A 25,857-nucleotide genomic window follows, 5' to 3' on the forward strand; every position below is an offset into this window, starting at 1 on the left:
GCATCAGAAATCGACCTTCATGCTGACCGCGACGGTGCGGCCGGACGACGTATATGCATCGAGCACCTGCGAATCGGCGGCGATCCCGCGCACGTCCGACCAGTTCCAGTACTTGCGGTCGAACAGGTTGCGGATGCCGATCGTCGCGCTCACGTGCTTGTTGAAGCGGTAGCCGCCGCGCAGGTCGACGACGAACGACGACGGCGGCGAGAAGCACGTCTTGTTCGAACAGTCGGACTTGTCGATGTCCTTGTCGCGTTTCGCGGCCTGGAACAGCAGGTCGGTCTGCACGAACCAGCGTTCGCCGGGTTCGTAGCGCACGCCGAACACCGCCGAGAACGGATTGACCGTGTTCAGCGGCTGGCTCGCCGCGCCGTCGTTCTGCGTCGAGCCCTTCGTGAACGCCATCGCCGTCTTCAGCGTGATGCCGTTCGGCATCGCCCATTCGGCGCGGCCTTCGAGGCCGTGAATGCGCGCGTCGGCGAAGTTCACGTACTGGAACACGAACGGATCGGCCGGGCGGCCGCTGCCGGCGATCGTCGTGCGCGAGATGAAGTTGCGGTAGCGGCCCGTGAACGCGGCCGCGCTGTAGCGCACGATGCCGTAACCGGTGCCGGCCTTGCCGCGCAGGCCGGCTTCGAACGTGTCGCTCGTCTCGGGCTTCAGGTTCGGATTGCCGATCGACGTGTAGCCGTACACGGGGTTCGAGAAGCTGCTGTTCACCTGGTCCGGCGTCGGCGCGCGGAAGCCGTGCGCGTACTGCACGTACGGAATGACCGCGGGCGTGATCTCGTAGAGCACCGCGACGCGCGGCGACACTTCGTTCGCGCTCGTCGACACCGCGGTGCCGGTGAACAGCGGATCGTTCCGCGTGGGGCTCAGACGATACGTGTCGAAGCGCAGCCCCGGCGTGACGAGCAGGCGGCCATAGCCGATCCGGTCCTGCACGAACGCGCCGAACAGCGTGTAGTCGGTGTCGGGAAACGCCTTGTTCGGGAACGCCTCGCCGACGCCCGGCACCGTGCCGTCGCGCAGGTTCGTCACGCGCGACACGCTGCCGTCGACGCCATACAGCAGCTTGTGCGCGAACGGGCCGGTCGAGAAGCCGCTTTCGGCGAACGCGGCGCCGCCGAACGTGCGCTCCTTGTACTGGTTGTCGCGGGAGCGCGAAGGCTGCCGGCCGCGCGTCTCGAACGCGTACTGGTCCTGCTTCGCGTCCTGGTAGTAAAACTGCGCATGGGCGGTCTGGAACCAGCGGAATGTATCGTCGCGGAAATCGTAGTCGACGCTGAAACGGTTGCGTTCGAGCCGGTCGTGGGTCGCGAGGCCGAGCGTGGCCGGCGGGTTGATCGCGGACAGCACGTCGGTGCTCACGCGGCGCTGCACGGTTTCGGCGGTGAAGCTGATCGAGTCGCGCGCGGTGGGCGTCAGCACGAGCTTGCCGAGCAGCGATTCCGAATAGACGTCCTGCGGATTCGACGTGGTGCGCAGCGTGCTCGCCGAGTTGTTGCCGCCGCGCGTGTCGACCTCGTGGCCGCGCCGGCCGTCGGCGATGATCATCCCCTGTACGCGTTCGTTGCCGCCCGCGGCCGACACGGTCGCGCCGATGCTGCGGTCGGCCGAGTCGTAGCTCGGCCGGAACGAGAAGTAGGTGGGTTTGCCGTAGATCGACAGCAGGTCGCGCGGATCCTTCGTGATGAAGTTCACCGCGCCGGTCAGCCCGTCGCTGCCGTACAGCGCCGATGCCGGCCCGCGCAGGATCTCGATGCGCTTGAGCATGTCGAGATCGGCGTAGTCGCCGCGCCCCGCTTCGAGCGGGCCGAACGAAAACGCGTTCGGCAGGCGGATGCCGTCTTCCATCAGCAGCACGCGATTGCCTTCGAGGCCGCGGATGTTGATGCTCGAATCGCCATCGCGGCCGCCGCCGAGCGCGGCGCTGCCGGGGCGGTACGCGGTGCGGCGCACCGTGACGCCCGGCTCGTAGCGCAGCGCATCCTTGATGTTGGTGGCCTGCTGTTCTTCGAGATCGTCGTCGGTGATCACCGACACGGACGCGGCCGTGCGGCTCGCGGCGGTGGCGGTGCGGGTGGCCGTGACGGTGACGGGGTCGAGCAGCGCCGCATCGCCGCGCGTGGACGCGGCGGCGGTCAGGACGGCAGGTGGCGGATTGGCGCCTTGCGGCGGCGAATCGGCATGAGCCGGGGCGGCGGACAGGCCGAACGCGCCGAACAACGCGGCACAGATCGGCCGCCGCGCGAGTGGATGGCAATGCACAGGTGGTCTCCCATTGACGATGACTAGCCCGAAGGCTGGCTGGGTGACGCGTTCACCTGGCTGGCCCGTTCGCGCGCGACTGGCGGCGAACGGCGAATTGAAAGGAAATTGATAATTTCGCCAGTGTAAATGAGAATTATTATCAATACAAGGACGAAAGGCGGCGCGTGCGGACGCGCGCCGTCGCCGCGGATCGGGCGAGCCGCGCGCGGCGAGACATGCGGTGAAAGCAGGCCGGCCCTAGGCCAGCGATTCGATACGAATCAGCAGGTTGCGCGCATGCGCGATGAACGCATCGTGCGTCGCGCGATCGCCGTGGCCTTCGAAGCCGGCCTGTTCGGCGAACGCGAGCTGTTCGGCGTAGAGGTCGACGAGCGCGCTGCGTGTGTCGGGCGGCAGCGCTCGGATCATCGAGACGAGCAGCAGTTCCTGCGCGCGCAGCATGCCGGACAGCGATTGGGCGTTCATGCCGACCTCCTCGAACGACGCGGCGGCGTGCCGCTCATTTCATAGTAGGTGGTCGGCGCGCGCAGCGGAAATCAGCCGGCGGCCGTCGCCGTCCGTGCATCGCGCACGACCTGCGCGACGCGCTCGACGAATTCGGCGTCGACGCTCGACAGCGCTTCGCGCTTGCCGTCGGGCATCTCGACCATCAGGCGGTACGTGATGTCCTGCGTGGTCCAGGCGAGATAGCCGACGACCGCGAGCATCACGCCGACGACCAGCGCGGCGCTCGATGCGCCGATGCCGCCTGCGACGGCGGTGGCCACGCCGATCAGCGAGATCAGCCAGGGCACGAGGCGATTTTTCGGAATCTTGACGACATCGACGTTGCGGATGTCACGCAGCGGGAAGACCTGCCCGGCGGCCGACAGGCCGTTGCGGGTGACCATCACGCCGCGTTCGTTGAATGCGTTTTCCATCGTGTGTTGCGTGGACGAAAACGCGCAGCGTAGCAGACTTCGTTGCCGCGTCAAACGAGACCGAGTGCCGCACGATGCGTGCGGGCCGGCCGCGATGCGGGCAACGGCGGGTAATGGCGGGTAACGGGGGGAATCAGAACTGCAGCCGGCCGTCGCCGTACAGGCGGCCCGGCACGTGCGACGCCACGACCTCGGCGATTTCTTCGTCGGTCGATTCGGCCGGCACGATCTGGCGCCGCGCGGGTGCGTCGAGATGCATCGTCCATTCGACGAGCCGGTACGGGCGGCCCCACGGGCGCTGCATTTCGACCGACACGCGGCAGCTCTGGACCGGCAGCGAATGCCGGCGCGTCAGAATCGCGTGCAGATGGCTGAAAACGGTATCTTCGATCATCTTGGGCTCCGATCCTGTCTTGTGGGCAGTTGATGGCGGTGCCGTAGTGGGTCTCAAAAAAAAAGCCGCCGATGCTCAGGCGGCCAACAGGGGGGGTGAGAGCATCCTCTCAGCCCAGAATTAAGCGAAACTTAAAAGCCCATAAAAAAGCGCCCCGCGTGGAGCGGGGCGCTTCTTGCCGTCGTCGTCCGCGAGATGCGCGGACGAGTTAAGCGGATGCTTTAGAACTTGTGACGGATACCGACGCGAGCGGCCAGCTGGTTCGACGAACCGTTGCCCGACGTGCTGAAGTAGCTCGTGCTCGAACCGATCTGCGCTTGCACGCCGTTGCCCGACGCCTTCTGGTAGACGACCAGGCCGTACACGTCCGTACGCTTGCTGAGCGCGTAGTCGAGGCCCAGGTTGCCCTGGTTCCAGTGCGCCGAGTTGCCGCTTTGCGTGGCGTTCGTGTACGTGTAGCCCGCCGCTGCCGACAGGGCCGGCGTGATCGCGTACTTCACGCCTGCTTCATACGCGTTGTAGAACGTGCCCGACGCGCCAGCCGCGATCGGGGTGAACTGCGTGCGCGTCCAGAGCAGCCATGCCGTTGCCGGGCCGAAGATGTAGCGGCCGCCGACGCCGTACGTGCGCAGGTCGCGGATGTTCGTCAGCGCGATGTTCGCGATCGACGTCGAGAATGCCGGCGTCGACTGGCTCGGGAAGCGGATGTCCGTGTATGCGGCGCCGAGTGCGAACGGGCCGTTCGCGTAGTTCAGGCCGAAGCTGTATGCGCGCGACGAACCGGCCGTCGTCGTGGTGCCCGTCGTCGTCGACGGTGCGCCGGCGAAGTCGGTCGAGTTCGAGAAGCCGTACAACGCGCCGAACGTGAAGCCGGCGTAGTTCGCGCTCTGGAACTTCACCGAGTTGTTGATGCGGCTCGACGTGAGCTGGTCGATGTCGTTCACGTGGTACGCGTAGTTACCCGCGACCGTGTTGCCGCCCGTCGAGTAGTTCGAACCGAGGATGTCGGTCGAGAACGAGTACTGGCGGCCGAACGTGACCGTGCCGTATTGCGACTGGCTCAGGCCGACGTAGGCTTGACGGCCGAAGATCGCGCCGCCCTGGCCGATCGTGCCGTTGCCGCTGTTGAAGCCGTTTTCGAGCACGAAGATCGCCTTCAGGCCGCCACCGAGGTCTTCGGTGCCGCGCAGGCCCCAACGGCTGCCCTGGGCCACGCCGTCGTCGTACTTGAACAGCTTGCCGCTGCCGCCGTTCGCGGTCTTGCTGTGGTTCACGTAGCTGATACCGGCATCGATGACGCCATACAGGGTCACGCTGCTTTGTGCGTGTGCCGCGCCGGCCGTTGCTGCGAGGATGGCGATGGTCAACAGTTTCTTGTTCAAAGGATTCTCCGAGCGAATAAATGGCGTGTCCAGTTGCGGTTCCGGCGCTCTCTATGGGCGCTTTCACGGACCGGTCGCAACTTTATCGGCGGGCCACGTAATGAATGTGACAGGCTTTGTCATATGACGAATCTGTGGTGCCGAAGCGACACTGGATTCTGCCCGGTTGTACAGCGGGGAGTTATACCGATTTCGGCTGAGATTCGATCGGGATCCGGAATATGCACATGAAATAAGCTTGGTTGGTGCCGTTCCGGCCCCGTGTCACGATGCGCGCTTCAACAACGACACGGGACAAGAGGACACCATGCGACGTTCGATCCTGACCGGCCTCGGCGCGCTTGCCGCGGCGCTGGCCTTTGCCGCGCCCGGCGCGCACGCCGACTCCCAGACGCTGAAGATCGGCACGATGAGCGGCCCCGACGCGCAGATCTGGACCGAGGTGACGAAAGTCGCCGCACGCGAAGGCCTCGCGATCAAGGTCATCGAATTCAACGACTACGTGCAGCCGAACGCGGCGCTCGACGCGGGCGATCTCGACGCGAACGGTTTCCAGCACCAGCCGTTTCTCGACAGCCAGATCAAGCAGCGCGGCTACCGGATCGTCAACGTCGGGCTGACCTACACGGCGCCGATGGGCTTCTATTCGAAGAAGCTCAAGTCGCTGAAGGATCTGCCGGCCGGCGCGAAAGTCGGGATTCAGAACGATCCGTCGAACGGCAACCGCGCGCTGCTGCTGCTGCAGAAATACGGCGTGATCAAGCTGAAGGCGGGCGCCGGCACGAACGGCGTGAACGCGACGCCGCTCGACGTCGCCGAGAATCCGAAGAAGATCAGGATCGTCGAGCTCGACGCCGCGCAACTGCCGCGCGCGCTGCCCGACCTCGACGCCGCGTCGATCAACACCGACTACGCGGTGAAGGCCGGGCTCACGCCGGTGAAGGACGCGATCGCGATCGAGGATCTGCGCGGGCCGTACGCGAACCTGATCGCGGTGCGCGCGCAGGACAAGGACAAGCCGTGGGTGAAGAAGCTCGTCGCGGCCTATGAATCGGACGACGTGCGCAAGTTCATCGACCAGAAGTTCGGCGGTGCGATCGTGCCGGCGTTCTGATCGTCGGCCGATGCCAGGCCGCGTCGCCGGGCATCGCGCCGGACCGAAAAGCAAATCGCCCGCGCAAGCGGGCGATTTCGTTGGCGCGCCGCGATGCGGCGCACGGGCCGGCCGCTCGGGCGGCCCGGGGGCTCAGGCCGACAGCAGCGACCCGGTGCGGATCGGCGTCGCGCCGGCGATCCGCGCGACTTCCATCCCCGCGGTCGCGAAGCGCACGACCTGGCGCGCGTACAGCACGCCCGACACGCTGCTCTTCAGCGTGATCACGCGATCGGTCAGCGGATCGACGATGTCGGCGACGTCCTGGCCGGCCTCGATCCACGCGCCGACCGGCGTGCGGAATACGATCACGCCCGACACCGGCGCGACGAGCGGATCGGTGCCCGCGAGCGGCGTGGCCGGATGCGCGAGCGGCGGCAGCGGCGCCGGCGTGCCGTCGATGACGCCGCGCTCGGTCAGGTATTCGACGATCGCTTGCGAATCTTTCTCCGCGAACTCGTACGACACGTCGCGCTCGCTGCGCAGTTCGACGGTGACGGAAATCGCGCCGTTCGGGATCGGGAAGCGATCGCCGAACCGGCCGCGCAGATCGGACCAGCAGAAGCTGTGGATCTCGTCGAACGGATTGCCGACCGAATTCAGCGCGAGCAGCGACGCCTGCGCGTCCAGATAGCGCGCCAGCGGCTCGACGTCTTCCCACAGATCGGGGTTCGTATACAGATGCATCACCGCGTCGTTGTCGCAATGCAGGTCGAGCACGATGTCGGCGTCGAACGACAGTTTCTGCAGCGCGAGGCGCTGCGATTCGAGCTCGGTGCGCGGCTTCTGTTCGTCGAGCGCCTCGCGCATCGCGGCGCGTACCGCGGCGAGGTTGCGCTGCGCGTCGTTCGTCAGCCGGCCTTCGATGCGCGGCATCACGAGCGCCGCGAGATCGTGGAAATTGCGGTTGAAGTTCTGCATCGAGCCGAGCTCGAAGCGGCCGAGGTGATCGCCGAACACGTGCTGCGACAGGCCGATCGGGTTCGGCACGGGGACGATGACCACCTCGCCGCGCAGCTTGCCGGCCGTCTCGAGCGCGGCGATCTTGCGGCGCAGCAGCGCGGCGACCAGCATGCCGGGCAGTTCGTCCGCGTGCAGCGACGACTGGATGTAGACCTTCTTCCCGCCGCGCGGGCCGTAGTGGAAGCTCGTGATCTGGCGTTCGGTGCCGACGGCGGGGGAAATCAGCGGATGGGTCTGCGTTTGCATGATGAGGGAAGGGCGGCGCAGCCGCGAGTGATCCGGTATGCGTGGAAGATCGATTGTACGTTGCCTTCCGCGAACCTATCAAACCGCGTACATGGCAAGTCGATTTCCCTTACGAATCATCGGGTTGTTGCGTAAAAAATAACGTCGCCGCGGCCCTTCGCTCATGCGTGCCTCGCGGTCTTTCGGCGCGCGCGGGCAAAAAAAACGGGCTCCTTGCGGAGCCCGTCTGCGCGGATGCGAAGTGCGCGTTGCGCGGTGTTACTTGCCGTACACGTCGAAATCGAAGTACTTCTTCGCGATCTTGTCGTACGTGCCGTCCTTGCGCATGCCGGCGATCGCGCCGTCGATCTTCGCCTTCAGGTCGGTGTCTTCCTTGCGCAGGCCGATACCGGCGCCGTTGCCGAGCGTCTTCGGATCGTCGATGTCCTTGCCGGCGAAATCGAAGCTCGCGCCGCGCGGCGTCTTCAGGAAGCCGATTTCAGCCTGCACCGCGTCCTGCAGCGCGCCGTCCAGACGGCCGGAGATCAGGTCCGCGTAGACCTGGTCCTGGTTCTGGTAAGGCACGACGTTCACGCCCTTCGGGGCCCAGTACGTCTTCGCGTAGGTTTCCTGAATCGTGCCCTGCTCGACGCCGACCGACTTGCCCTTCAGCGATTCGGCCGTCGGCATCAGGCCGGCGCCCTTCTTCGCGACGAGGCGCGTCGGCGTGTTGAACAGCTTCGACGAGAACGCGATCTGTTCCTGGCGTGCCGGCGTCATCGACATCGACGACAGGACGCCGTCGAACTTGCGTGCCTTCAGCGCCGGGATCATCCCGTCGAAGTCGTTTTCGATCCACACGCACTTCGCGTTCATGCGGCGGCAGATTTCGTTGCCGAGGTCGACGTCGAAGCCGACCACCTTGCCGTCGGCGCCTTTCGATTCGAAAGGCGGGTAGCTTGCATCGACGCCGAAGCGCACGGTCGTCCAGTCCTTCGCGTATGCAGTGCCGGCCGATACGGCGAGCAGGGCTACGGTCACAGCCGCAAGAATCTTTTTCACTCGGTGACTCCTCGTTTTGTTCGATGGGTGCGCGGTTGTGCCGCGCCGTAAGCCTTCGGTCCGGCGCGGCTTCGCGTCGGACTGTCCGTTTCGCTGCCCGATGCGGGCGCGCGACGTGCGCAAGATTATCAAGACAAAATACCGGCAGGGCGCCTAGGACATGCCCCGATACCGGACCCGACGGCCGCGCATGCCGCGCGCGACCGTTTCAGACGAAGGAACGATTCAACCGAGCGTTTCGTTGACCGCGCGCTGCAGACAGGCGACGAATTGCGACACGGCCGGCGTCGGCAGCAGGTCGCGGCGCGCGATGATCGACAGGTCGAAGCGCGGCATGCTTTCGTCGAGGTCGGCCGTGCGAACCCCGAGCGGCGCCACCATCGCGGCCAGCGGGCGCGTGAAGCAGCCGATCACGTCGGAGCGCGCGACGAGCCCGAGCGTCACCGCGAACGACATCGGCGAGCGCAGCAGGCGCTTCGGCAGCGGCAGCCCGCGCGCCTCGAACATGCCGACCATCACGCTGTGCGGGAATTGCTCGGCCCCGACCGTGACGATCCATTCGGCGTCGAGCAATTCCTCTAACCGGCGCGCGTGCGCGAGCGGGTGGCCTTCGCGCATCACGACGGTGAACTCGGTCGACAGCAGCGGCACCTGCGTGAGATCGCGGTCGAGCGCGGGCACATGGTGCATCGCAGCGATGTCGAGCGTCCCGTTGCGCAATTGCGCGAGCGCGTCCGGCACCGTCACTTCCTCCAGATGCAGGCTCACGTTCGGCATCGACCGGCGGAATGCGGTGACCGCGTGCGGCAGCGCGGTCAGCGCGATCGACGGCATCGTGCCGACCGCGACCCGTCCGGACATTTCCCCTTTCACCTGCTCGACGGCCTCGACGGTGCGGCGCATGTCGCCGAGCAACTGCTCGGCGCGCGGCAGCAGCGCATGGCCGCACGCGGTCAGCTCGACGCCGCGCACGCTGCGCGCGAGCAGTTCCGCGTTCAGCGCCGTTTCCAGTTCGCGGATCGTATGCGTGATCGCGGGCTGCGTGACGCCGAGTTCGCGCGCGGCGGCGCGCAGGCTCTTGTGATGCGCGGCGGAGACGAACGCCTGGAGCTGCGCGATGTTCAGGTGGTTTCGGATGCGGGTCATCGATCGGTTCGGATCTGGCGGCGGGCCGGGGCGCCGGCGCGAAGATCGATAGGGTAGCGCGCCGCGACGGCGAACGCCGGACGGAACAAAAACCGCGCGGCGCGGCATTCTCTCGCCGCGACCGACGGCGAGGCGATCAGAATTGCAGATGACGGTGCGTGCGGTGCGTGACGTTGCCGAGATGCGCCGCGCGACGACACACCGCGTGACGTTTTCGTGGCGGCCCGGTGTGTCAGGCAAGCGCCAGTTCGACGGCCGCGAGCGTGCGGCGGCGGATCCAGCCGCTCGCGAGCCGGATCGCGAGCCAGTACGGCAGAAACAGCAGGCGCGTGCGCGTGCTCGGACAGTGCACGAAGGTTTCGGTGCGTAGCAGGCGCGTGCCGGACGACAGTCCGACGACCTCGAACCGCAGCACCAGCTTCGCGTCGCGCGGATCGTCGTGCCGGACGAAGGCCGCGGCGTCGTCGATCGTCCGCACGTCGGGCGTCGGGCGCCAGAAGCGTCCGATGAGCCCCAGCGACAGCGACGTGTCGTCGCGATGCAGCAGCGTGAACGTATCGAAGCCGAAGCGTTCGCGTGCGGCTTCGGCGGGGCGGTTGCCCAGCGCACGCGCGATGGCCGCCGGCGATTCGCGCACGGCAAGCAGCGCGTCGATGACCGGATCGGCGCGCATGTCGAGCGCGGCCACTGCGTCGATGATGCGGGACGGCGGCGCGTCGATCGGCCGCGATTCATGAACTTCGACGAAGCCGAACGACGGGATGAACGGCGGCTTGCTCGCCGCGGTCCGCGTGTCTGATTCAGAGACGATGCCGAACGGATTCATGGTCGTTCCGGAGGACAAAATGTGATCGTAGCACCGCGTTCGGACTCACGGTGCGCCGCGCCGCCACGCCGGCCGCATCGACAAAAAAGGCCCGGAAACATGCGTTTCCAGGCCGGGAGACCATCGGCGACGATGGTGGAGGAGACGGTGTCGTCCCGATGCGCGCCGTGCTTCTGCCGGCGACGTCGCGCACGATGCGCGGTCAGATCGCCCAGCCGCCGAGATAGAACGTGACGAGCACGGCCGCGATGAGCACGGTGCCGACGTTGAGCTTGCGGAATTCGCCACTCGCGATGCGGCCGATCACGAGCGTCGAGAAGCCGAGCATGATGCCGGTCACGATGTTCGCGGTCAGCACGATGAACACCGCGCACACGAGGCCCGACATCGCATCGACCATGTCGTCCATGTGCAGCTTGCTCACGCTGCCGAGCATCAGCAGGCCGACGTACATCAGCGCCGGGGCCGTCGCGTACGACGGCACGAGGCCCGCGAGCGGCGAGAAGAACATCACGACCAGGAACAGCACGCCGACCACCGCGGCCGCGAGTCCCGTCTTCGCACCGGCGGCCACGCCGACGCTGGACTCGATGTACGCCGCGGCCGGTGCACCGCCGAGGAAGCCGGAAAAGATCGAGCTGATCGAATCGGCGGTCAGCGCGCGGCCGCCGTTGATGATGCGGCCGTTCTCGTCGAGCTGGCCCGCCTGGCCCGCGACCGCGCGGATCGTGCCGGTCGCGTCGAACACGGCGGTCATCACGAGCGCGAGCACGCTCGGCAGCACGGCCATCGACAGCGCGCCCTTGATGTCCATCGCGCCGATCAGCGATGCGTGGCCCGGTGCGCTCAGCGACGGCAGCGCGAAGATGCCGCGATACTTCACGGCCGGATCGAACACGAGGCCGATCAGCGAGATCGCGACCACGACGAGCAGGATGCCGCCGGGTACGCGACGCTTCTCGAGCCCGAAGATCGCGGCCAGGCCGACGACCGACATGATGACCGGGAACGCGGTGATCTGGCCGAGCGAGACCGGCAGGCCGGCGCCCGGATTCTTGATCACGAGGCCGACGTCGTTCGACGCGATCAGCAGCAGGAACAGGCCGATGCCGATCCCGGTGCCGTGCGCGACGCCCGCGGGCAGGTTGCGCAGGATCCACGAACGCACGCCGGTGACCGAGATGCCCGTGAACACGAGGCCCATCAGGAACACGGCGCCGAGCGCGACGCTCGGATGCAGGCCCTTGCCGAGCACGAGGCCGAACGCGGTGAACGCCGTCAGCGAGATCGCGCAGCCGATCGCGATCGGCAGCTTCGCCCACAGGCCCATCAGCAGCGAACCGAAGGCGGTGGTGAGGCAGACCGCGACGAATACCGCGCTCGTGTCGAAGCCGGCCTTGCCGAACATGCCGGGCACGACGAACACGGAATAGACCATCGCGAGGAAAGTGGTCACGCCCGCGACGATTTCGCGACGCTGCGTGCTGCCGCGCGACGAAATGCCGAAGTACCGGTCGATGACTCCCTTGGTGCCGAAGTCCGTTTCTTCCGCGCCGACGCCGACCGTCGGCTGCACCGGGGTATCACTCATGAGCTTGCTCCTTTATCAGCATGCTGAAACGGCCTGTGGCAGGCCGTCGTCAGGGTGTCTCGTATCTGGTTGAAATTATCGGCAGCGTCGTGGGGACGCATCACGCGTGCTTCGTGTCGTCGTCCGCGCGTCGAAGGGCGCGCGTGTGCCGCGTCGTACGACGCGTGGCGTGGTCGACCCCGTCACGTGTGCTTTGCCGTAGCGAAGGTTAGGCGAACGGCCCATCACGTCCCATTGGGGGAAGAGCATGCAGCGCATGTCGCAGCGCTTATATCGGCGTGCAACGGGGCTTCGTCGTCGCGGAACGCGTGTATACGCCTAGTTCGAATCCGTTAAGGCGATTATTTGAACGCGGGGTCGGCGGGCAGGACGGGAGCGGGTGAGGCATCGGGGATTACGAATGTCTTTCATCGAGGCCGCGCAGGTGCGTAAATGCGGCCGCGCGTGACGCGCCCGCCCCGCCGCCGTGCGCAACGTGAGTCCGGATGATACCGGGGCCGCGCGCGTGACCGGATCGATGACGATGCATGCGTCGGGCATCCGATCGGTAAATGCAGGATCACTGATCAAATGGACGTGGTGATCAGCACGCCGACGGCGGCGTCCGCGCTTCGGGATGCCGCCGCGCGTTACTTCAGAAACACGTATCGCGCGAAATACGGAAAGCGGCCGATCGCATGCTCGGTCGCACACGTCGCCTCCGGCGGTGTGCCGCCCACGGTATCGAGCCGCTGGACGAAGCGCACGCCGGCGAGCGTGCCGGTTGCGGCCGGCGTCGCGGCGAGCAGGAGCTGCGGAATGCTGCCCGGGCGCGCGCCGGGCGCTTCCGCGAGCTTCTTGCCGGTGATGCGGCTGCCGTCGAGCGTTTCCCACGACGGCCCCGCGCCGTGCCGGACGACGAGCGCGCCGGTGGCGTCGAACAGCATCGCCTCCGGGCGCTGGAATGCCCATGCGAGCCGGTGTCCGGCGTCGTATTCGCATGCGTAGATCTGCACGCCGGTCGCGGTCGTCGACAGCACGGGCGACGCCGGTTGAGGTGGCGAGAGACCGGTTGCATCGTCGGCGTAGGCCGGCAAGGTGCAGGCCGCGAACGAAAGGCCGGCCGCGAGGGCCCGCAGCATGTCGCGTGTCGGAAAGCGGCTTGGCATGGCGGGGCGTCCTTTCAGGTCGGGTGACGGTCGTGCGGAGTCAAGTGTGTAAACGTTAGGCGGCGATTGCGCAGGCGGCAATTCGGAAATGGCAATCGCGGCGATAGTCGCCGCGATTGCAAGGGAAGGGATGTGCGCGGCCGCTCGTCGCGGCGGTCGCGCGGAAGCGGCTCAGGCCGCGCCGGCCGGCGTCGGCGCGTGTTCCGCGATCAGGCGCTCGGCCTTCAGTGCGTCCCACAGGCTTGCCGGAATCGGCGCCGCCGCGAGCCGCAGGTTCTCGTCGATGCGATCGGGCCGGCTCGCGCCGGGGATCACGGCCGCGACGGCCGGGTGCGCGAGCGAGAACTGCAGCGCCACCGCGCGGACGTCGACGCCGAACTGCTCGCTGATCTGCCGGATGCGCGCGACGCGGTCGAGCATCTCCTGCGTGGCCGGCTGATATTCGAAGTGCGTGCCGCCCGCGAGCACGCCGGAGTTGTACGGGCCGCCGACGATGATGCCGAGGCCGCGCGCCGTGCTTTCCGGCATCAGCCGTTCGAGCGCGCCCGCATGGTCGAGCAGCGTGTAGCGGCCGGCGAGCAGGAAGCCGTCCGGGTCCGAGCGCTCGAGCGCGAGCTCGCACGGCTCGATCCGGTTCACGCCGAGGCCCCAGCCCTTGATGACCTTCTCGTCGCGCAGCCGCGTGAGTGCCTTGGCCGCACCCGACATCGCGACGTCGAACACTTCGAGCCAGCGCTCGCCGTGGAAGTCGATCGCCGGATCGTGAATCCACACGGTGTCGAGGCGGTCGGTGCGCAGCCGCTGGAGGCTCGCCTCGATCGAGCGCAGCGTGCCGTCTTCCGTGTAGTCGTAGACGACCTTGTTCGGCAGCCCATGGCGGAACAGCCCGCCCTTCTCGCCGAGATCGCGCTGCGACGCATCCTCGTGCTCGTCGAGCACGAGGCGGCCGACCTTCGTGCCGAGCGAATATTCGTCGCGCGGGCGGCCGGCGAGCGCTTCACCGAGGCGCAGCTCGGCGAGGCCGGCGCCGTACAGCGGCGCCGCGTCGAAGTAGCGGATACCGCTTTCCCAGGCCGCGTCGACGGTCGCCAGCGCTTCTTCGTTCGGGATGTCCCGATACATGTTGCCCAGCGGCGCGGTGCCGAAACCCACGCGGGAAGGGGACGTGATTCTCATGTCGGACTCCTGTCGATCGCTCAGGCCGCGGCCTGCGCGAGCGTCGGATAGTCGGTCAGGCCGCGTGCGCCGCCGCCGAACAGCGTGTTGCGGTCGTGCGGCGTGAGCGCGGCGCCGGTACGCAGGCGCTCGGGCAGGTCGGGGTTCGCGACGAACGGGCGGCCGAAGGCGACGAGGTCGGCCCAGCCGGCCGCGATCGCTTCGCGCGCGCGCTCGGCGGTGTACGCGCCGGCGTAGATCAGCACGCCCGGGAACGCTGCACGCAGCTGCTGCTTGAATTCGACCGGCATCAGCGGCGCGTCGTCCCAGTCGGCTTCCGCGATGTGCAGGTAGCCGACGCCGAGTTCGCCGAGCAGCTTCGCGGCGGCGAGGTAGGTCGTCTCGGGATCGTCGTCGACGCAGCCGTTCAGCGTGGTCAGCGGCGCGAGGCGGATGCCGACGCGCGACGCGTCGCCGGTGCCTTCGATCAGCGCCTGCGCGACTTCGCGCAGGAAGCGCAGCCGGTTTTCGAGCGAGCCGCCGTACGCGTCGGTGCGCGTGTTCGCGTTCGAGTCGATGAACTGGTTCACGAGATAGCCGTTCGCGCCGTGCAGCTCGACGCCGTCGAAGCCGGCTTCGATCGCGTTGCGCGCGGCGGCGCGGTATTGATCGACGATCTCGCGGATTTCGTCGACGGACAACGCGCGCGGCTCGGAGGCCTGCACGAAGCCCGGCGTGGTGCCGTCTTCACCGGCGACGAACACGTTCACGCCCTTCGCCTGGAGCGGCGACGACGACACGGGTTGCCGGCCGCCGAGCAGGCTCGTGTGGCTCAGCCGGCCGACGTGCCAGACCTGCGCGAAGATGCGGCCGTGCGCGGCGTGGACGGCGTCCGTCACCTTGCGCCAGCCGGCGACCTGCGACGGCGTGTGGATGCCGGGCGTCCATGCGTAGCCCTTGCCGAGCGGCGCGATGTAGGTGCCTTCGCTGACGATCAGGCCCGCGCTCGCGCGCTGCGCGTAATACGCGGCCATCAGTTCGTTGGCTTCGTCGCCGGGCTGGCTGGCGCGCGAACGCGTCATCGGCGGCATCACGATGCGGTTCGGCAGTGTCAGCGAACCGAATTGCAGCGGTTGGAAAAGCGGGTCCTGGGTCATGATGGATTCCTGTCGGTGCCGCGGCCGGCTGGCCGCGGACGGTTCGATTGAGGGGGCGGTGCGTTCAGTCCCACGTCGGCGCGAGGCCGACCGGGTCGACTTCGCGGCCGTTGCGCTCGAGCGCGGCGATCTGCGCCATGTCCTCGTCGGTGAGGCGCAGCGTTTGCGCGAGCAGGTTGCTTGCGAGGTTTTCGCGCTTCGTCGAAGACGGGATCACCGAGTAGCCGAGCTGCAGCGCCCAGGCCAGCGCGACCTGCGCCGGCGTCGCGTCGTGACGTTGCGCGATCGCGCCGATCACCGGGTCGCCGAGCACCTTGCCGTATGCGAGCGTCATGTACGACGTCACGTGGATGCCTTCGCCGTTCAGGAACTCGACCAGCTTGCGGTTCTGCAGGTACGGGCTCAGTTCGATCTGGTTCGTCGCGATCGCATCCTTGCCGACCACCGCGATCGCTTCCTTCGTCAGTTCGATGTTGAAGTTCGAGATGCCGATCCGGCGCGTGAGGCCCTTTGCCTTCGCGTCGGCGAGCGCGGTCATGAACGTCTCGACCGACACGCCGCTTTCCGGAGCCGGCCAGTGGATCAGCGTCAGGTCGACGTAGTCGGTGCGCAGCTTGCGCAGGCTTTCCTCGAGGCTGGCGACCAGTTTTTCCGGCGCGTAGTTGTCGACCCAGATCTTCGTCGTGAGGAACAGGTCTTCGCGGCGCACGCCCGATGCGGCGATCGCTTCGCCGACTTCGGCTTCGTTGCCGTAGATCTGCGCGGTGTCGATCGCGCGATAGCCGACTTCGAGGCCGTTGCGGACCGAGTCGATGACAACCTGGCCTTGCAGGCGGAAGGTGCCGAGGCCGAATGCGGGAATGTTGCTCATCTTGTGTTCCTGGAAGAGGTGGGCCGATTGCGGTATGGAAGTCATTCTGGCGTCCTGGACTGATGAGATAAACGCCTCTAGAGGTCAAAAATATTTGATTTGAAGTCAAATATCGGTCGTGGATCCGGCTGGCTGGCGGCGTGCCGGCCTCAGGCGGTGCCCGCCAGCGCGCTCGCAGCGGCATTCGCATGGAATGCCGGCAGCACGTCCGACGCGATTTCGGCCATCGTCTCGTCGAGCGGGCGGCGGTTGCGGCGGAAATGCAGGCCGATGTGCTGCACGCCGGCGTCGCGCATCGCCGCGAGTTCCTCCGTCAGCGCGATGCGTCCGGCGCGCGCGCCGAAGCGGTGCCGTTGCAGCGGTTCGTGCGGATCGTCCGCGAGGTCGAGATGGATGAAGCTCACGTACGGCTTGTTGCCGGCCACCGCGCGCCAGTTCGCGACGCGCTGCACGTGATCGGCCGGCGTGCCCGGATATGCGAGGCAGCCGTCCATGTGCTCGCCGATCCATGCGGGCGTTTGCTGCGCGAGACCGGCGACGAGCAGCGGCACCGGCGAGCGCGCGGCGGGCAGCACGTCGAGGCCGGGCGGCAGATGCGCACGCGCGCCGTCGCGCAGCAGCGCGATCTGGTCGCGGAAGTTCGCGCCGCGCGACGCGAAGTCGCGGCCGAACAGCGGATATTCGACCGGCCGGTCGCCGCTCGCGACGCCGAGCAGCAGGCGTCCCCGGCTGAGTTCCTGGATCGTCGCGGCCGATTTCAGCGTGAGCAGCGGTTCGCGCAGCGGCAGCACGACGGCCGCCGTGCCGAGCAGGATGTCGCGCGTGATGCCGGCGAGGTAGCCGAGATACGAGAAGGTCTCGAACACCTGCGCGGCGTCGCCGAACGACGGGTCGTACACCGGCACGTCGCGCACCCAGAGCGCGCGGAAGCCGAGCGTGTCGGCCAGTTGCGCGAGCTCCGCGTGGATTTCCAGGTCGGGCACGCCGGGGCGGCGGCCGTCATGCTGGCGCTTCGCGTCGCCGGCCGGCGACCAGTCGTTGTCGAGCGGCAGTTCGATGCCGATGCTGAAGCCGCCGTCGGCGAGCTTGTCGAGTGAAGTGGACATGGTCGGGCGTCTCCGTTCAGATGGCGCGCAGGCTGCCGGCGAGCCGGTAGAAGTCGAGCGACGACGCGGTGAAGAACGCGCGCGACGTGCCGGCGGCGAAATCGTCGAGGTGCACGACCGTCGCGCGGTCGGCTTCCTGCCACGAGATCGCGTAGGTCTCGCCGGCGACGTGCTGCCACGTGAAGGCGACTTCGCCCGTCGCGCCGGCGTACGCGCCTTCGGTGATCTCGTAGCGCATGTGGAGGCCGTCCTCGTCATATGCGTTGAGGGCGGTGAGGCCGTCGTAACGGACTTCGAAAGTCTTGCCGGCGAACGGCGGACGTCGGGTCGATGCGTTCATGCTGGGCGGCTCCTGCAAACAAGTGACGTTCAATGGGCGAGTTCGACGGGTTCGGCCGTGCGTTCGGGCAGGCCCTGGCCGCGGTCGAGGCGGCCGCTCAGCGCGGTCAGCGCGAACGCGCCGAGCGTGACGACGGCGGCGATCCACGGCGTATGGCCGAGGCCGACGTTCGCGACGATCAGGCCGCCGAGCGACGCGCCGCCGGCGACGCCGAGGTTGAACGCGGCGATGTTGAAGCCCGATGCGACGTCGGTGGCGTCCGGCGCGAAGTGGCGCGCCTGCTTGACGACGTACACCTGCAGGCCCGGCACGTTGCCGAATGCGACGGCGCCCCATGCGAGCATCGTCAGCACCGCGAGCCACTTCACGTGTACCGTGAAGGTCAGTGCGAGCAGCACGATCGCGAGCAGCAGGAAGATCTGCTTGAGCGCCTTGACCGGGCCGACGCGGTCGGCGAGCTTGCCGCCCCACACGTTGCCGAACGCGACCGACACGCCGTAGCCGACGAGCACGAGGCTGACCTGCGACGGCGTGAAGCCGGCGATCTGTTCGAGCAGCGGCGCCATGTAGGTGAACGCGATCAGCGAGCCGCCGTAGCCGACCGCCGTCATCCCATAGACGAGCAGCAGGCGCGGCTGGGCCAGCACGCGGAACTGGCGGGCGAGCGGCGCCGGCGGCGTCCGCGGAAGACCGCGCGGCACGAAGGCAACCGCGCCGAGGAACGCGACGAGGCCGAACAGCGCGACGATCAGGAACGTCGCGCGCCAGCCGAAGTGCTGGCCGATGAAGGTGCCGAGCGGAATGCCGGCGACGAACGCGACGGTCATGCCGCTGAACATCGTCGCGATCGCGCTGGCGGCCTTGTCCTTCGGCACGAGCGTGGTCGCGATGATCGAGCCGACCGAGAAGAACACGCCGTGCGCGAGGCCGGTGAGCACGCGCGCGACGATCAGCGATTCGTAGCCGGGCGCCTGCCAGGCGACGAGGTTGCCGATGGTGAACAGCGCCATCAGCGCGGCGAGCAGCGTCTTGCGCGGCACGCGGCCGGTGAGCGCGGTGAGGAGCGGCGCGCCGATCGCGACGCTCAGCGCGTAGAGGCTGACGAGCAGGCCGGCCGACGGCAGGCTGACGCCGAGATCGGCGCCGATCGTCGGGATCAGCCCGACGATCACGAATTCGGTCGTGCCGATGGCAAAGGCGCTGATGGTCAGCGCAAGCAGGGCGAGTGGCATGGCGGGATCCAGGTTCCAGTAAGAATGGATCGCAGTGTGCCGCCTTTACTTTTGCGGAAAAACTGGTCTATAAACCAAATTGTTTTGATTTCAGGTCAACAATGAAAATCACGCTCGACGAACTCCAGGCCTTTGCCGCCGTGGTCGACACCGGGTCGATCACCGCCGCCGCGCAGCAGCTCGACGTCACCGTGTCGGCGGCGAGCCGCACGCTTGCGCGGCTCGAGGAGAAGCTGAAGACCACGCTGCTGCGCCGGACCACGCGCCGGCTCGAACTGACCGAAGAAGGGCGCGCGTTCCTGCAGGATGCGCGCGCGATCATCGAATCGGTCGAAAACGCCGAGGAGCAGATGCTCGCGCGGCGCGAGATGCCGTCGGGGCGGCTGCGCGTCGATGCCGCGACGCCGTTCATGCTGCACGTGATCGTGCCGCTCGTGCGCGGCTACCGCGAACGCTTCCCGAAGGTCGAGCTGGAGCTGAACAGCAACGAGGGGATCATCGACCTGCTCGAGCGGCGCACCGACGTCGCGATCCGGATCGGCCGCCTGAAGGATTCGACGCTGCACAGCCGGCGGATCGGCAACAGCCGGCTGCGCATCCTCGCGAGCCCCGCGTACATCGAAGCGCACGGCCAGCCGCGCAAGGTCGAGGATCTCGCCAGGCACACGCTGCTCGGCTTCACGCAGCCCGAATCGCTGAACGTGTGGCCGATCCTCGGCGCAGACGGCGAGCCGAGCCGCATCGAGCCCGGCATCTGGTCGTCGAGCGGCGAGACGCTGCGGCAGCTCGCGCTGGAGGGGGCGGGCATGGTGTGCCTGTCGGATTTCATGACCGCGCAGGATCGCGAGGCCGGCCGGCTCGTGCAGGTGCTCGCGCGGCAGACGCTCGAAGTCGAACAGCCGATCAACGCGGTGTATTACCGGAACACCGCGATCTCGTCGCGGATCGCGTCGTTCGTCGATTACATGATCGAGGTGCTGGGCGGCGGGAGCAGCGGCAGCGATGCGCCGGCGCGGCGCAAGGCCGCCTGGATGGGGCCGCTGTAACGGCGGCGCGCCGGAAGGGAAGCGGGGGGCGGCGGTGGGCCGGGCGTGATCCGGCGTGCCGCACGGCGCTTGCGCCGCGGGCACGCCGTCGTGCAGCGCTTACGCTTCCTCGGACCACGACATGTTGTCGCGCGCCAGCAGCGCCGACGATGCCGCCGGTCCGAACGTGCCCGCGGTATAGAGCCGCGGGCGATCGCCGAGCTGCTTCCAGCCGTCGAGGATCGGCTCGACCCACGACCACGCGGCCTCGAGTTCGTCGCGGCGCATGAAGTGCGTGAGGCGGCCGCGGATCACGTCGATCAGCAGTCGCTCGTACGCTTCCGCGCGCCGTTCCGGAATCGCCTGCTGCAGGTCGAGGTTCAGGCTCACCGGCACCATCTTCATCCCGCTGCCCGGCTCCTTCGCGAGCATCTGCAACTGGATCGACTCTTCCGGCTGGAGCTGGATCACGAGGCGGTTGCTGTAGTGGCGCGGGCCGCTTGGGATGATCGAGAACGGCATGTCCGCGAACTCGATCACGATTTCCGACTGGCGGCGCTGCAGCCGCTTGCCGGTGCGCAGGAAGAACGGCACGTTCGCCCAGCGCCAGTTGTTGATGTGCGCGCGCAGTGCGACGAAGGTCTCCGCGTGGCTGTCCGCCGGCACGTTGTCTTCCTCGAGATAGCCCTTGACCGGCTGACCGTCGACCGCGCCGGCCGTGTACTGGCCGCGCACCGTGTCGCGCGCGACGTCCGACAGCGCCATCGGCCGCAGCGAGCGCAGCACCTTCAGCTTCTCGTCGCGCACCGCGTCCGGGTCGAGCGACACCGGCGGCTCCATCGCGACGATGCACAGCAGTTGCAGCAGGTGGTTCTGCACCATGTCGCGCAGCGCGCCGGTATGGTCGTAGAAGCCCGCGCGGCTGCCCACGCCGACCGTCTCCGCCACCGTGATCTGCACGCTGCGGATGCTCGGCGCCTGCCACAGCGGCCCGAAGATCGGGTTGCCGAAGCGCAGCACCATCAGGTTCTGCACGGTTTCCTTGCCGAGGTAATGGTCGATCCGGTAGATCTGCGATTCCGCGAAATGCTTGCCGACCGCGTCGTTGATCGCCTGCGCCGACGCGAGATCGTGACCGAGCGGCTTTTCGAGGACGACGCGCGAGCGCGCGTCGACGAGGTGCGCGGCCGACAGGTTGTCGCAGATCGTCGTGAACAGCTCCGGCGACGTCGACAGGTAGAACACGCGGATCGCATCGACGCGCGCGGCGTCGGCGAGGCGCGCGTAGTCTTCCGGCGCGTTCACGTCGATCAGCACGTACTTGAACAGGTCGAGGAAACGGGCCCATGCGTCGGCGTCGAACGCCTTGTCGTCGATGAACGGGCGCGATTGCTCGTCCATGAACTTGCGATAGCCGTCGATGCCCCAGTCGCGTCGGCCGACCGCGATGATGCGCGTCTCCGGCGGCAGGTTGCAGTGCAGGTGCGCCATGTACAGCGCGGGCAACAGCTTGCGGGCGGCCAGGTCGCCGCCGCCACCGAAGATGATCATGTCGACGGGCTGGTCGGCTTCGGTCTGGTTGGGCTTATTCGTCATGAGTGGATCGCGGTCTGAAGCGGTGTGAGCGTGGAACGAACATCGAAGCGCCGGGCGCCGGTGCGTTGGCGCGCCAGTACGTGAAAACGCTAATAGTGCACGCTTTTGATCGATTGCGTATGTGTTCCCGCGTTGTAACAGCACTTGCATCGCACGCATGCCGTGATTATGATTGAGCGCTCACTCATTAAAGGAATCGAACGTGGCCCGACCGCGCAGTCCCGACAAGCACGACGCCATCCTCGCCGCTGCCGCCCGCGCGCTCGCGGAGGACGGCGCGAGCGCGACCACCGCGCGCATCGCGCGGCTCGCCGGCGTCGCGGAAGGCACGGTGTTTACCTATTTCGAGACCAAGGATGCGCTGCTGAATGCGCTGTACCTGAGCCTGAAGGCGGAGATGCGCGAGGCGATGATGACCGGGTTTCCGGAGCATGCGCCGGCCGAACAGGCGATGCGGCATGCGTGGAACGGCTACGTGTCGTGGGGCGTCGCGAACCCGGACGGGCGCCGCGCGCTGCGGCAGCTCGGCGTGAGCGGCCGCATCGACGACGCGCATCGCGCGGCCGGGGCCGAAGGGTTCGGCGCGATTGGCTCGCTGCTGCGCGCGCAGGTTGCCGCGGCGGGCGGGCTGAAGGCCGACGATGCGCACGCGTTCTGCGCGGCGCTGTTCACGTCGATCGCGGAGACGGCGATGGAATCGATCGCGCGCGATCCGGCGCTGGCCGACGAATACCGGGAGGCCGGGTTTCGTGCGCTGTGGGCCGTGTTGCACGCGGTCTGAGCAAACGGCCCGCCGGGCGGGCTGCGCGGCGGACAGCGGGAGGCGGATGATCGGCGGCGCGTTCGGATCGGGCGCGTCCGCCGCGACGGAAGGCGGTTTCGGGCAGGGCGACGCACGGTGAAAACCATCGTGTCAGCGCCCATATTAATGAGTGAGTAATCATTCATTTTGTGGTTTCAACCTTGTCGAGGAGTGGAAAATGTCGAAAGTCTGGTTGGTAACAGGGGCCGCGCGCGGCCTGGGGCGTGCGATCGCGGAAGCGGTGCTGGCGGCGGGCGATCGTCTGGTGGCCGGTGCGCGCGATCCCGCGCGGCTCGCGGATCTGGAGGAGCGGTACGGCGACCGGCTGCTGCCGATCGAACTCGACGTGACCGATGCCGCCGCGGCCGCGCATGCAGTGGCGGCTGCGCGCGACGCGTTCGGCCGCATCGACGTGCTGGTGAACAACGCGGGCTACGGTCATACGGCGCCGTTCGAGCAGATGGCCGCCGACGCTTTCCGCGACCAGATCGAAACGAACCTGTTCGGCGTGGTCAACATGACGCGCGCGGTGCTGCCGACGATGCGTGCGCAGCGCGCGGGCCACATCTTCCAGGTGTCGTCGGTCGGCGGGCGCACGGCGACGGCCGGCCTGTCCGCGTATCAGGCCGCGAAGTGGGCGGTCGGCGGATTCAGCGACGTGCTGTCGAAGGAAGTCGCGCCGTTCGGCGTGCGCGTGTGCACGCTGGAGCCGGGTGGGATGCGCACCGAATGGGCGGCGCAGGCGAAGCGCGAGGTCGACGGCTTGCTGCCCGACTATCAGCCGTCGGTCGGGAAGATTCTCGAATTGCTCGGCGCGTATGGCGGCCACGAGGTCGGCGACCCCGCACGGATCGCGGCGCTGATCGTCGAGCTGTCGCGTCGCGACGACGTGCCGATGCGTCTGCTGCTCGGCGGCGATGCGCTGTTCGTGTGCGAGCAGGCGGAAGCGCAGCGGGCGGAGGAGGCGGCGCGGTGGCGCGATGCGACGCTGTCGACGATGTTCCCGGACGCGAAGCTCCCGGATGGGCTGCAGGCGTTGAAGAAGGTCGGGTAAGCCGGGGAAGCCGGGGCATCGCGGGTTCGCTCGAGCGCCGCGCCGGTCGCCGACCGCGATCGACGTTGCCGGCGGCCTTCAGCGGCCCAGCGCGTAGAACTCCGCGTTGGGCCGCATGTTCGTCACGTTCGCGATGCGATTCGACATCCCGAAGAACGCCGAGATCGCCGCGATGTCCCAGGCGTCCTCGTCGGTGAAGCCATGCGACTTCAGCAGATCGAAGTCCGCTTCGCCCACCTGGTGCGCGGTCTGCGACACCTTCATCGCGAAGTCGAGCATCGCCTTCTGTCGAGCGGTGATGTCGGCCTTGCGATAGTTGGTCGCGACCTGGTCGGCGATCAGCGGATCCTTCGCGCGAATGCGCAGGATCGCGCCGTGCGCGATCACGCAGTACTGACACTGGTTCGCGCTGCTGGTGGCCACGACGATCATTTCGCGTTCGGCCTTGGTGAGGTTGCCCGGCTTGTCCATCAGCGCGTCGTGGTACGCCATGAACGCGCGAAACTCGTCCGGGCGATGCGCGAGCGTGAGGAATACGTTCGGGACGAAGCCCGATTTTTCCTGCACGGCCGCGATCCGTTCGCGAATGTCGTCGGGCAGGTCTTCGAGTGCCGGCACGGGGAAGCGGCTGACGGGCGTGTTGTCTGCTGCGGTCATGAGGTCTCCTGGATGAAGTGGCACGGGTGGTCTCGACGCACGGGCCGCCGGCCTGAAAGAGAAACATCGCGTGTTGCCAGTGGCGTCATGCGTTGACGTCGACGATGATGTCGCCGCGGATCGGGTTGTTCATCCGCTCCTCGCCAAGCAGGATGACGCTGCCGACGCCGAAGAGCGTGATGCAGCGCAGGATGAACGGCATGACTATATGAGCCATGAATGCTCTTCCAAGTTGCGATGCGTGTCCCGCTTCGTCCGCTCTTTGAGACGTATCGGGATTTTCGTCGCGTTCAGAACTTGGTGCACGCCGGCTTTGCCAACCGTAGCAAGGAATTTCGATTTCCCTTTACCTCAAAATTTGCCATGGCCATGGCATCCGCGTCACGAGATTGTAAAACATGCAAGAGGCCGTTACCTTTTAATTCGGACGCGAAATGTAATTTCATCGATTCAGGATTAAACGGGCAGACGAAACTAATACTTCGAACGAAGGCGATTTGCTCCGTTTTTGTATTTAACACAAGAGTGCCGGGGGTAGATGTGCTTGGAGAAAGCTCGATGTCAATAAATCCCGCCATATTTTCTGAGGCTTTTCCGTCCAATGCGGCCAGGTTGACTTGGAGTCGAAGCTTTGACGTAACGATTTGATCGTTGATATTGTTTGAATGTATTAAAGCGATGCACGCTTCATGATCGCATTTTTGGGTTACGACAATTTCGAAGCTCGGCTCGTTATTTGCCGAAATAGCGCTGGCCAAGGCGCTTTCGGCAGCGATGGACGTCGTCGCGCAAACTATGCTGGCCACGGTGAGGAAGGTATTGGATTTCTTTAATTTTAGAATGCAATTTCTTTCGAATATGCTGCTGGCGAGTGTGATGATGGCCGTTGAGGCAATAAATGAGAAATATATTGAGGATTCATATTTTCTGAATTGTATCTCGAACAAAGGACGTAGTGCCATTGCTATCAAAGATAGGGTGATCCAGATTATGGAAAATTTTATAATGACGCTCGATATTATGAAGGTGATGTGAATCTCCATGTCAGCCGTTCGTTTGGGCGGGCGAAGAAGTTTTGCGAATAAGCGAATTGCGCAAAAACAGATCAATGTTGAGGTGGCAAATATGAGGCTTTCATCGCCGATCGAGAGCGTTTCTAGTTCTTCCCAGACTTTGTGGTTGATCTGATTTATGTCGTATACGGCGCCGACTATTCCGTAAGTATGAGGGGCGTATATTGACAGGAAATTCAAGCGAAATGCCGCGATGGTCCCCCAGATTGTGGCTGCTGTTGCCAATGCCGACGTAACAAGAGCGTATGTCCACCACGTCAAATGATTGCGGTTTGGTGCTTTGGATTGTCTTTCTCTCGATAGGGTAGTGGACCATCTGTACGTTATGTAGAGTCGTTTGAAGAAAATTGCCGTATTGACAATAATTTTGCCGATTTCGCTGGTTTCCATGTTGAAATGGCTGGGTGTTTTATGATGGTTGCGGAAAATGGAACCAAGTTGCCTTGGTGCCACATGATTCATGTACATCGGTAAATAACGGCCGGTGCTGAATAATCTTGACCTGTCGATGGCCTGTGTTTCTAGCCGGATGGAGCAAGTCTGTCAGTGAACGATGCAAGCATGGGATCTCACTCGCACCGGTACAAACCCTGATTAAATAAATTTATCGCGGTGAAAAATTCCGCATCTTATTGAACGGATATCGGCTCGCTATAGTGGCTCGCTTTCCCGCACGCAACCGTTCGCGTGCGGCTGACACGC

25 protein-coding genes are annotated in these 25,857 nt (G+C 66.2%); 4 read left to right on the forward strand and 21 right to left on the reverse strand.

The window, feature by feature from the left end:
* Positions 1–3: 3 nt before the first annotated feature.
* The 5 genes from ACV22V_RS20245 to ACV22V_RS20265 all read right to left on the reverse strand — a co-directional run bounded on the left by ACV22V_RS20245 (position 4) and on the right by ACV22V_RS20265 (position 4,973).
* Positions 4–2,274 (reverse strand): TonB-dependent hemoglobin/transferrin/lactoferrin family receptor, encoded by a 2,271-nt coding sequence (locus ACV22V_RS20245; protein WP_448015286.1) that lies wholly within the window; start codon positions 2,272–2,274, stop codon positions 4–6.
* A 240-nt stretch (positions 2,275–2,514) separates the two neighbouring features.
* A complete protein-coding gene (locus ACV22V_RS20250; protein WP_059528614.1) occupies positions 2,515–2,742 on the reverse strand; it encodes a hypothetical protein in 228 nt (75 codons plus the stop codon).
* A 71-nt stretch (positions 2,743–2,813) separates the two neighbouring features.
* Positions 2,814–3,197: a DUF6232 family protein gene (locus ACV22V_RS20255; RefSeq protein ID WP_059528611.1), complete on the reverse strand. Its 384-nt coding sequence runs from the start codon at positions 3,195–3,197 to the stop codon at positions 2,814–2,816.
* Between the two features lie 133 nt (positions 3,198–3,330).
* Positions 3,331–3,591: a DUF2866 domain-containing protein gene (locus tag ACV22V_RS20260; RefSeq protein WP_059528608.1), complete on the reverse strand. Its 261-nt coding sequence runs from the start codon at positions 3,589–3,591 to the stop codon at positions 3,331–3,333.
* Positions 3,592–3,812: 221 nt separating this feature from the next.
* Positions 3,813–4,973: a porin gene (locus ACV22V_RS20265; protein WP_059467242.1), complete on the reverse strand. Its 1,161-nt coding sequence runs from the start codon at positions 4,971–4,973 to the stop codon at positions 3,813–3,815.
* Positions 4,974–5,280: 307 nt separating this feature from the next.
* Here ACV22V_RS20265 and ACV22V_RS20270 point away from each other — a divergent pair, with 307 nt between their 5' ends.
* Positions 5,281–6,087: a MetQ/NlpA family ABC transporter substrate-binding protein gene (locus ACV22V_RS20270; RefSeq protein WP_448015288.1), complete on the forward strand. Its 807-nt coding sequence runs from the start codon at positions 5,281–5,283 to the stop codon at positions 6,085–6,087.
* Positions 6,088–6,219: 132 nt separating this feature from the next.
* Here the strand turns inward: ACV22V_RS20270 and ACV22V_RS20275 are convergent, their stop codons facing one another.
* The 12 genes from ACV22V_RS20275 to ACV22V_RS20330 all read right to left on the reverse strand — a co-directional run bounded on the left by ACV22V_RS20275 (position 6,220) and on the right by ACV22V_RS20330 (position 18,948).
* Positions 6,220–7,335, reverse strand: a complete 1,116-nt coding sequence (locus tag ACV22V_RS20275; RefSeq protein ID WP_448015290.1) for a succinylglutamate desuccinylase/aspartoacylase family protein — start codon at positions 7,333–7,335, stop codon at positions 6,220–6,222.
* Between the two features lie 258 nt (positions 7,336–7,593).
* Entirely contained in the window at positions 7,594–8,376 is a 783-nt protein-coding gene (locus ACV22V_RS20280; protein ID WP_059528597.1) for an ABC transporter substrate-binding protein, read from the reverse strand.
* 225 nt (positions 8,377–8,601) lie between these two features.
* Positions 8,602–9,522, reverse strand: coding sequence for a LysR family transcriptional regulator (locus tag ACV22V_RS20285; protein WP_059528594.1), 921 nt, complete (start codon positions 9,520–9,522; stop codon positions 8,602–8,604).
* Between the two features lie 232 nt (positions 9,523–9,754).
* Positions 9,755–10,348, reverse strand: coding sequence for a hypothetical protein (locus ACV22V_RS20290; protein WP_059528591.1), 594 nt, complete (start codon positions 10,346–10,348; stop codon positions 9,755–9,757).
* A gap of 202 nt (positions 10,349–10,550) precedes the next feature.
* Positions 10,551–11,939: an NCS2 family permease gene (locus ACV22V_RS20295; RefSeq protein WP_059528588.1), complete on the reverse strand. Its 1,389-nt coding sequence runs from the start codon at positions 11,937–11,939 to the stop codon at positions 10,551–10,553.
* Between the two features lie 629 nt (positions 11,940–12,568).
* Positions 12,569–13,087, reverse strand: coding sequence for a DUF3455 domain-containing protein (locus tag ACV22V_RS20300; protein WP_448015292.1), 519 nt, complete (start codon positions 13,085–13,087; stop codon positions 12,569–12,571).
* Positions 13,088–13,258: 171 nt separating this feature from the next.
* Positions 13,259–14,263, reverse strand: a complete 1,005-nt coding sequence (locus ACV22V_RS20305) for an aldo/keto reductase (protein WP_448015293.1) — start codon at positions 14,261–14,263, stop codon at positions 13,259–13,261.
* A gap of 20 nt (positions 14,264–14,283) precedes the next feature.
* Positions 14,284–15,399 carry an alkene reductase gene (locus ACV22V_RS20310; RefSeq protein ID WP_448015294.1) on the reverse strand — a complete coding sequence of 372 codons (1,116 nt, stop codon included), beginning with the start codon at positions 15,397–15,399 and terminating at the stop codon, positions 14,284–14,286.
* Between the two features lie 64 nt (positions 15,400–15,463).
* The gene (gene dkgB, locus ACV22V_RS20315) at positions 15,464–16,270 is read right to left on the reverse strand and encodes a 2,5-didehydrogluconate reductase DkgB (RefSeq protein WP_448015295.1); all 807 of its coding nucleotides are present in this window, start codon (positions 16,268–16,270) and stop codon (positions 15,464–15,466) included.
* A gap of 149 nt (positions 16,271–16,419) precedes the next feature.
* Positions 16,420–17,376 carry an LLM class oxidoreductase gene (locus ACV22V_RS20320; protein WP_448015296.1) on the reverse strand — a complete coding sequence of 319 codons (957 nt, stop codon included), beginning with the start codon at positions 17,374–17,376 and terminating at the stop codon, positions 16,420–16,422.
* Positions 17,377–17,392: 16 nt separating this feature from the next.
* A complete protein-coding gene (locus tag ACV22V_RS20325; protein WP_059689337.1) occupies positions 17,393–17,716 on the reverse strand; it encodes a MoaF-related domain-containing protein in 324 nt (107 codons plus the stop codon).
* A gap of 29 nt (positions 17,717–17,745) precedes the next feature.
* The gene (locus tag ACV22V_RS20330; RefSeq protein WP_448015297.1) at positions 17,746–18,948 is read right to left on the reverse strand and encodes an MFS transporter; all 1,203 of its coding nucleotides are present in this window, start codon (positions 18,946–18,948) and stop codon (positions 17,746–17,748) included.
* A gap of 101 nt (positions 18,949–19,049) precedes the next feature.
* On the opposite strand from ACV22V_RS20330, the gene ACV22V_RS20335 reads away from it, so the two are divergent.
* A complete protein-coding gene (locus ACV22V_RS20335) occupies positions 19,050–19,994 on the forward strand; it encodes a LysR substrate-binding domain-containing protein (RefSeq protein WP_448015299.1) in 945 nt (314 codons plus the stop codon).
* A gap of 99 nt (positions 19,995–20,093) precedes the next feature.
* Here ACV22V_RS20335 and zwf read toward each other — a convergent pair whose 3' ends face one another.
* Positions 20,094–21,569, reverse strand: a complete 1,476-nt coding sequence (zwf, locus tag ACV22V_RS20340; protein ID WP_448015301.1) for a glucose-6-phosphate dehydrogenase — start codon at positions 21,567–21,569, stop codon at positions 20,094–20,096.
* A gap of 202 nt (positions 21,570–21,771) precedes the next feature.
* On the opposite strand from zwf, the gene ACV22V_RS20345 reads away from it, so the two are divergent.
* Positions 21,772–22,350: a TetR/AcrR family transcriptional regulator gene (locus ACV22V_RS20345; protein WP_059689339.1), complete on the forward strand. Its 579-nt coding sequence runs from the start codon at positions 21,772–21,774 to the stop codon at positions 22,348–22,350.
* Between the two features lie 199 nt (positions 22,351–22,549).
* On the forward strand, positions 22,550–23,425 hold the full coding sequence (locus tag ACV22V_RS20350) for an SDR family NAD(P)-dependent oxidoreductase (protein ID WP_448015303.1): 876 nt from the start codon (positions 22,550–22,552) through the stop codon (positions 23,423–23,425).
* A 78-nt stretch (positions 23,426–23,503) separates the two neighbouring features.
* Here ACV22V_RS20350 and ACV22V_RS20355 read toward each other — a convergent pair whose 3' ends face one another.
* From ACV22V_RS20355 to ACV22V_RS20365, 3 genes are all read right to left on the reverse strand, one after another.
* Positions 23,504–24,082 (reverse strand): peroxidase-related enzyme, encoded by a 579-nt coding sequence (locus ACV22V_RS20355; RefSeq protein WP_059697993.1) that lies wholly within the window; start codon positions 24,080–24,082, stop codon positions 23,504–23,506.
* 85 nt (positions 24,083–24,167) lie between these two features.
* Positions 24,168–24,299 carry a hypothetical protein gene (locus tag ACV22V_RS20360; protein WP_448015304.1) on the reverse strand — a complete coding sequence of 44 codons (132 nt, stop codon included), beginning with the start codon at positions 24,297–24,299 and terminating at the stop codon, positions 24,168–24,170.
* A gap of 73 nt (positions 24,300–24,372) precedes the next feature.
* Positions 24,373–25,623: a hypothetical protein gene (locus tag ACV22V_RS20365; RefSeq protein WP_448015306.1), complete on the reverse strand. Its 1,251-nt coding sequence runs from the start codon at positions 25,621–25,623 to the stop codon at positions 24,373–24,375.
* Positions 25,624–25,857: the final 234 nt, after the last annotated feature.

Source organism: Burkholderia sp. AW33-5 (genome assembly GCF_053427615.1).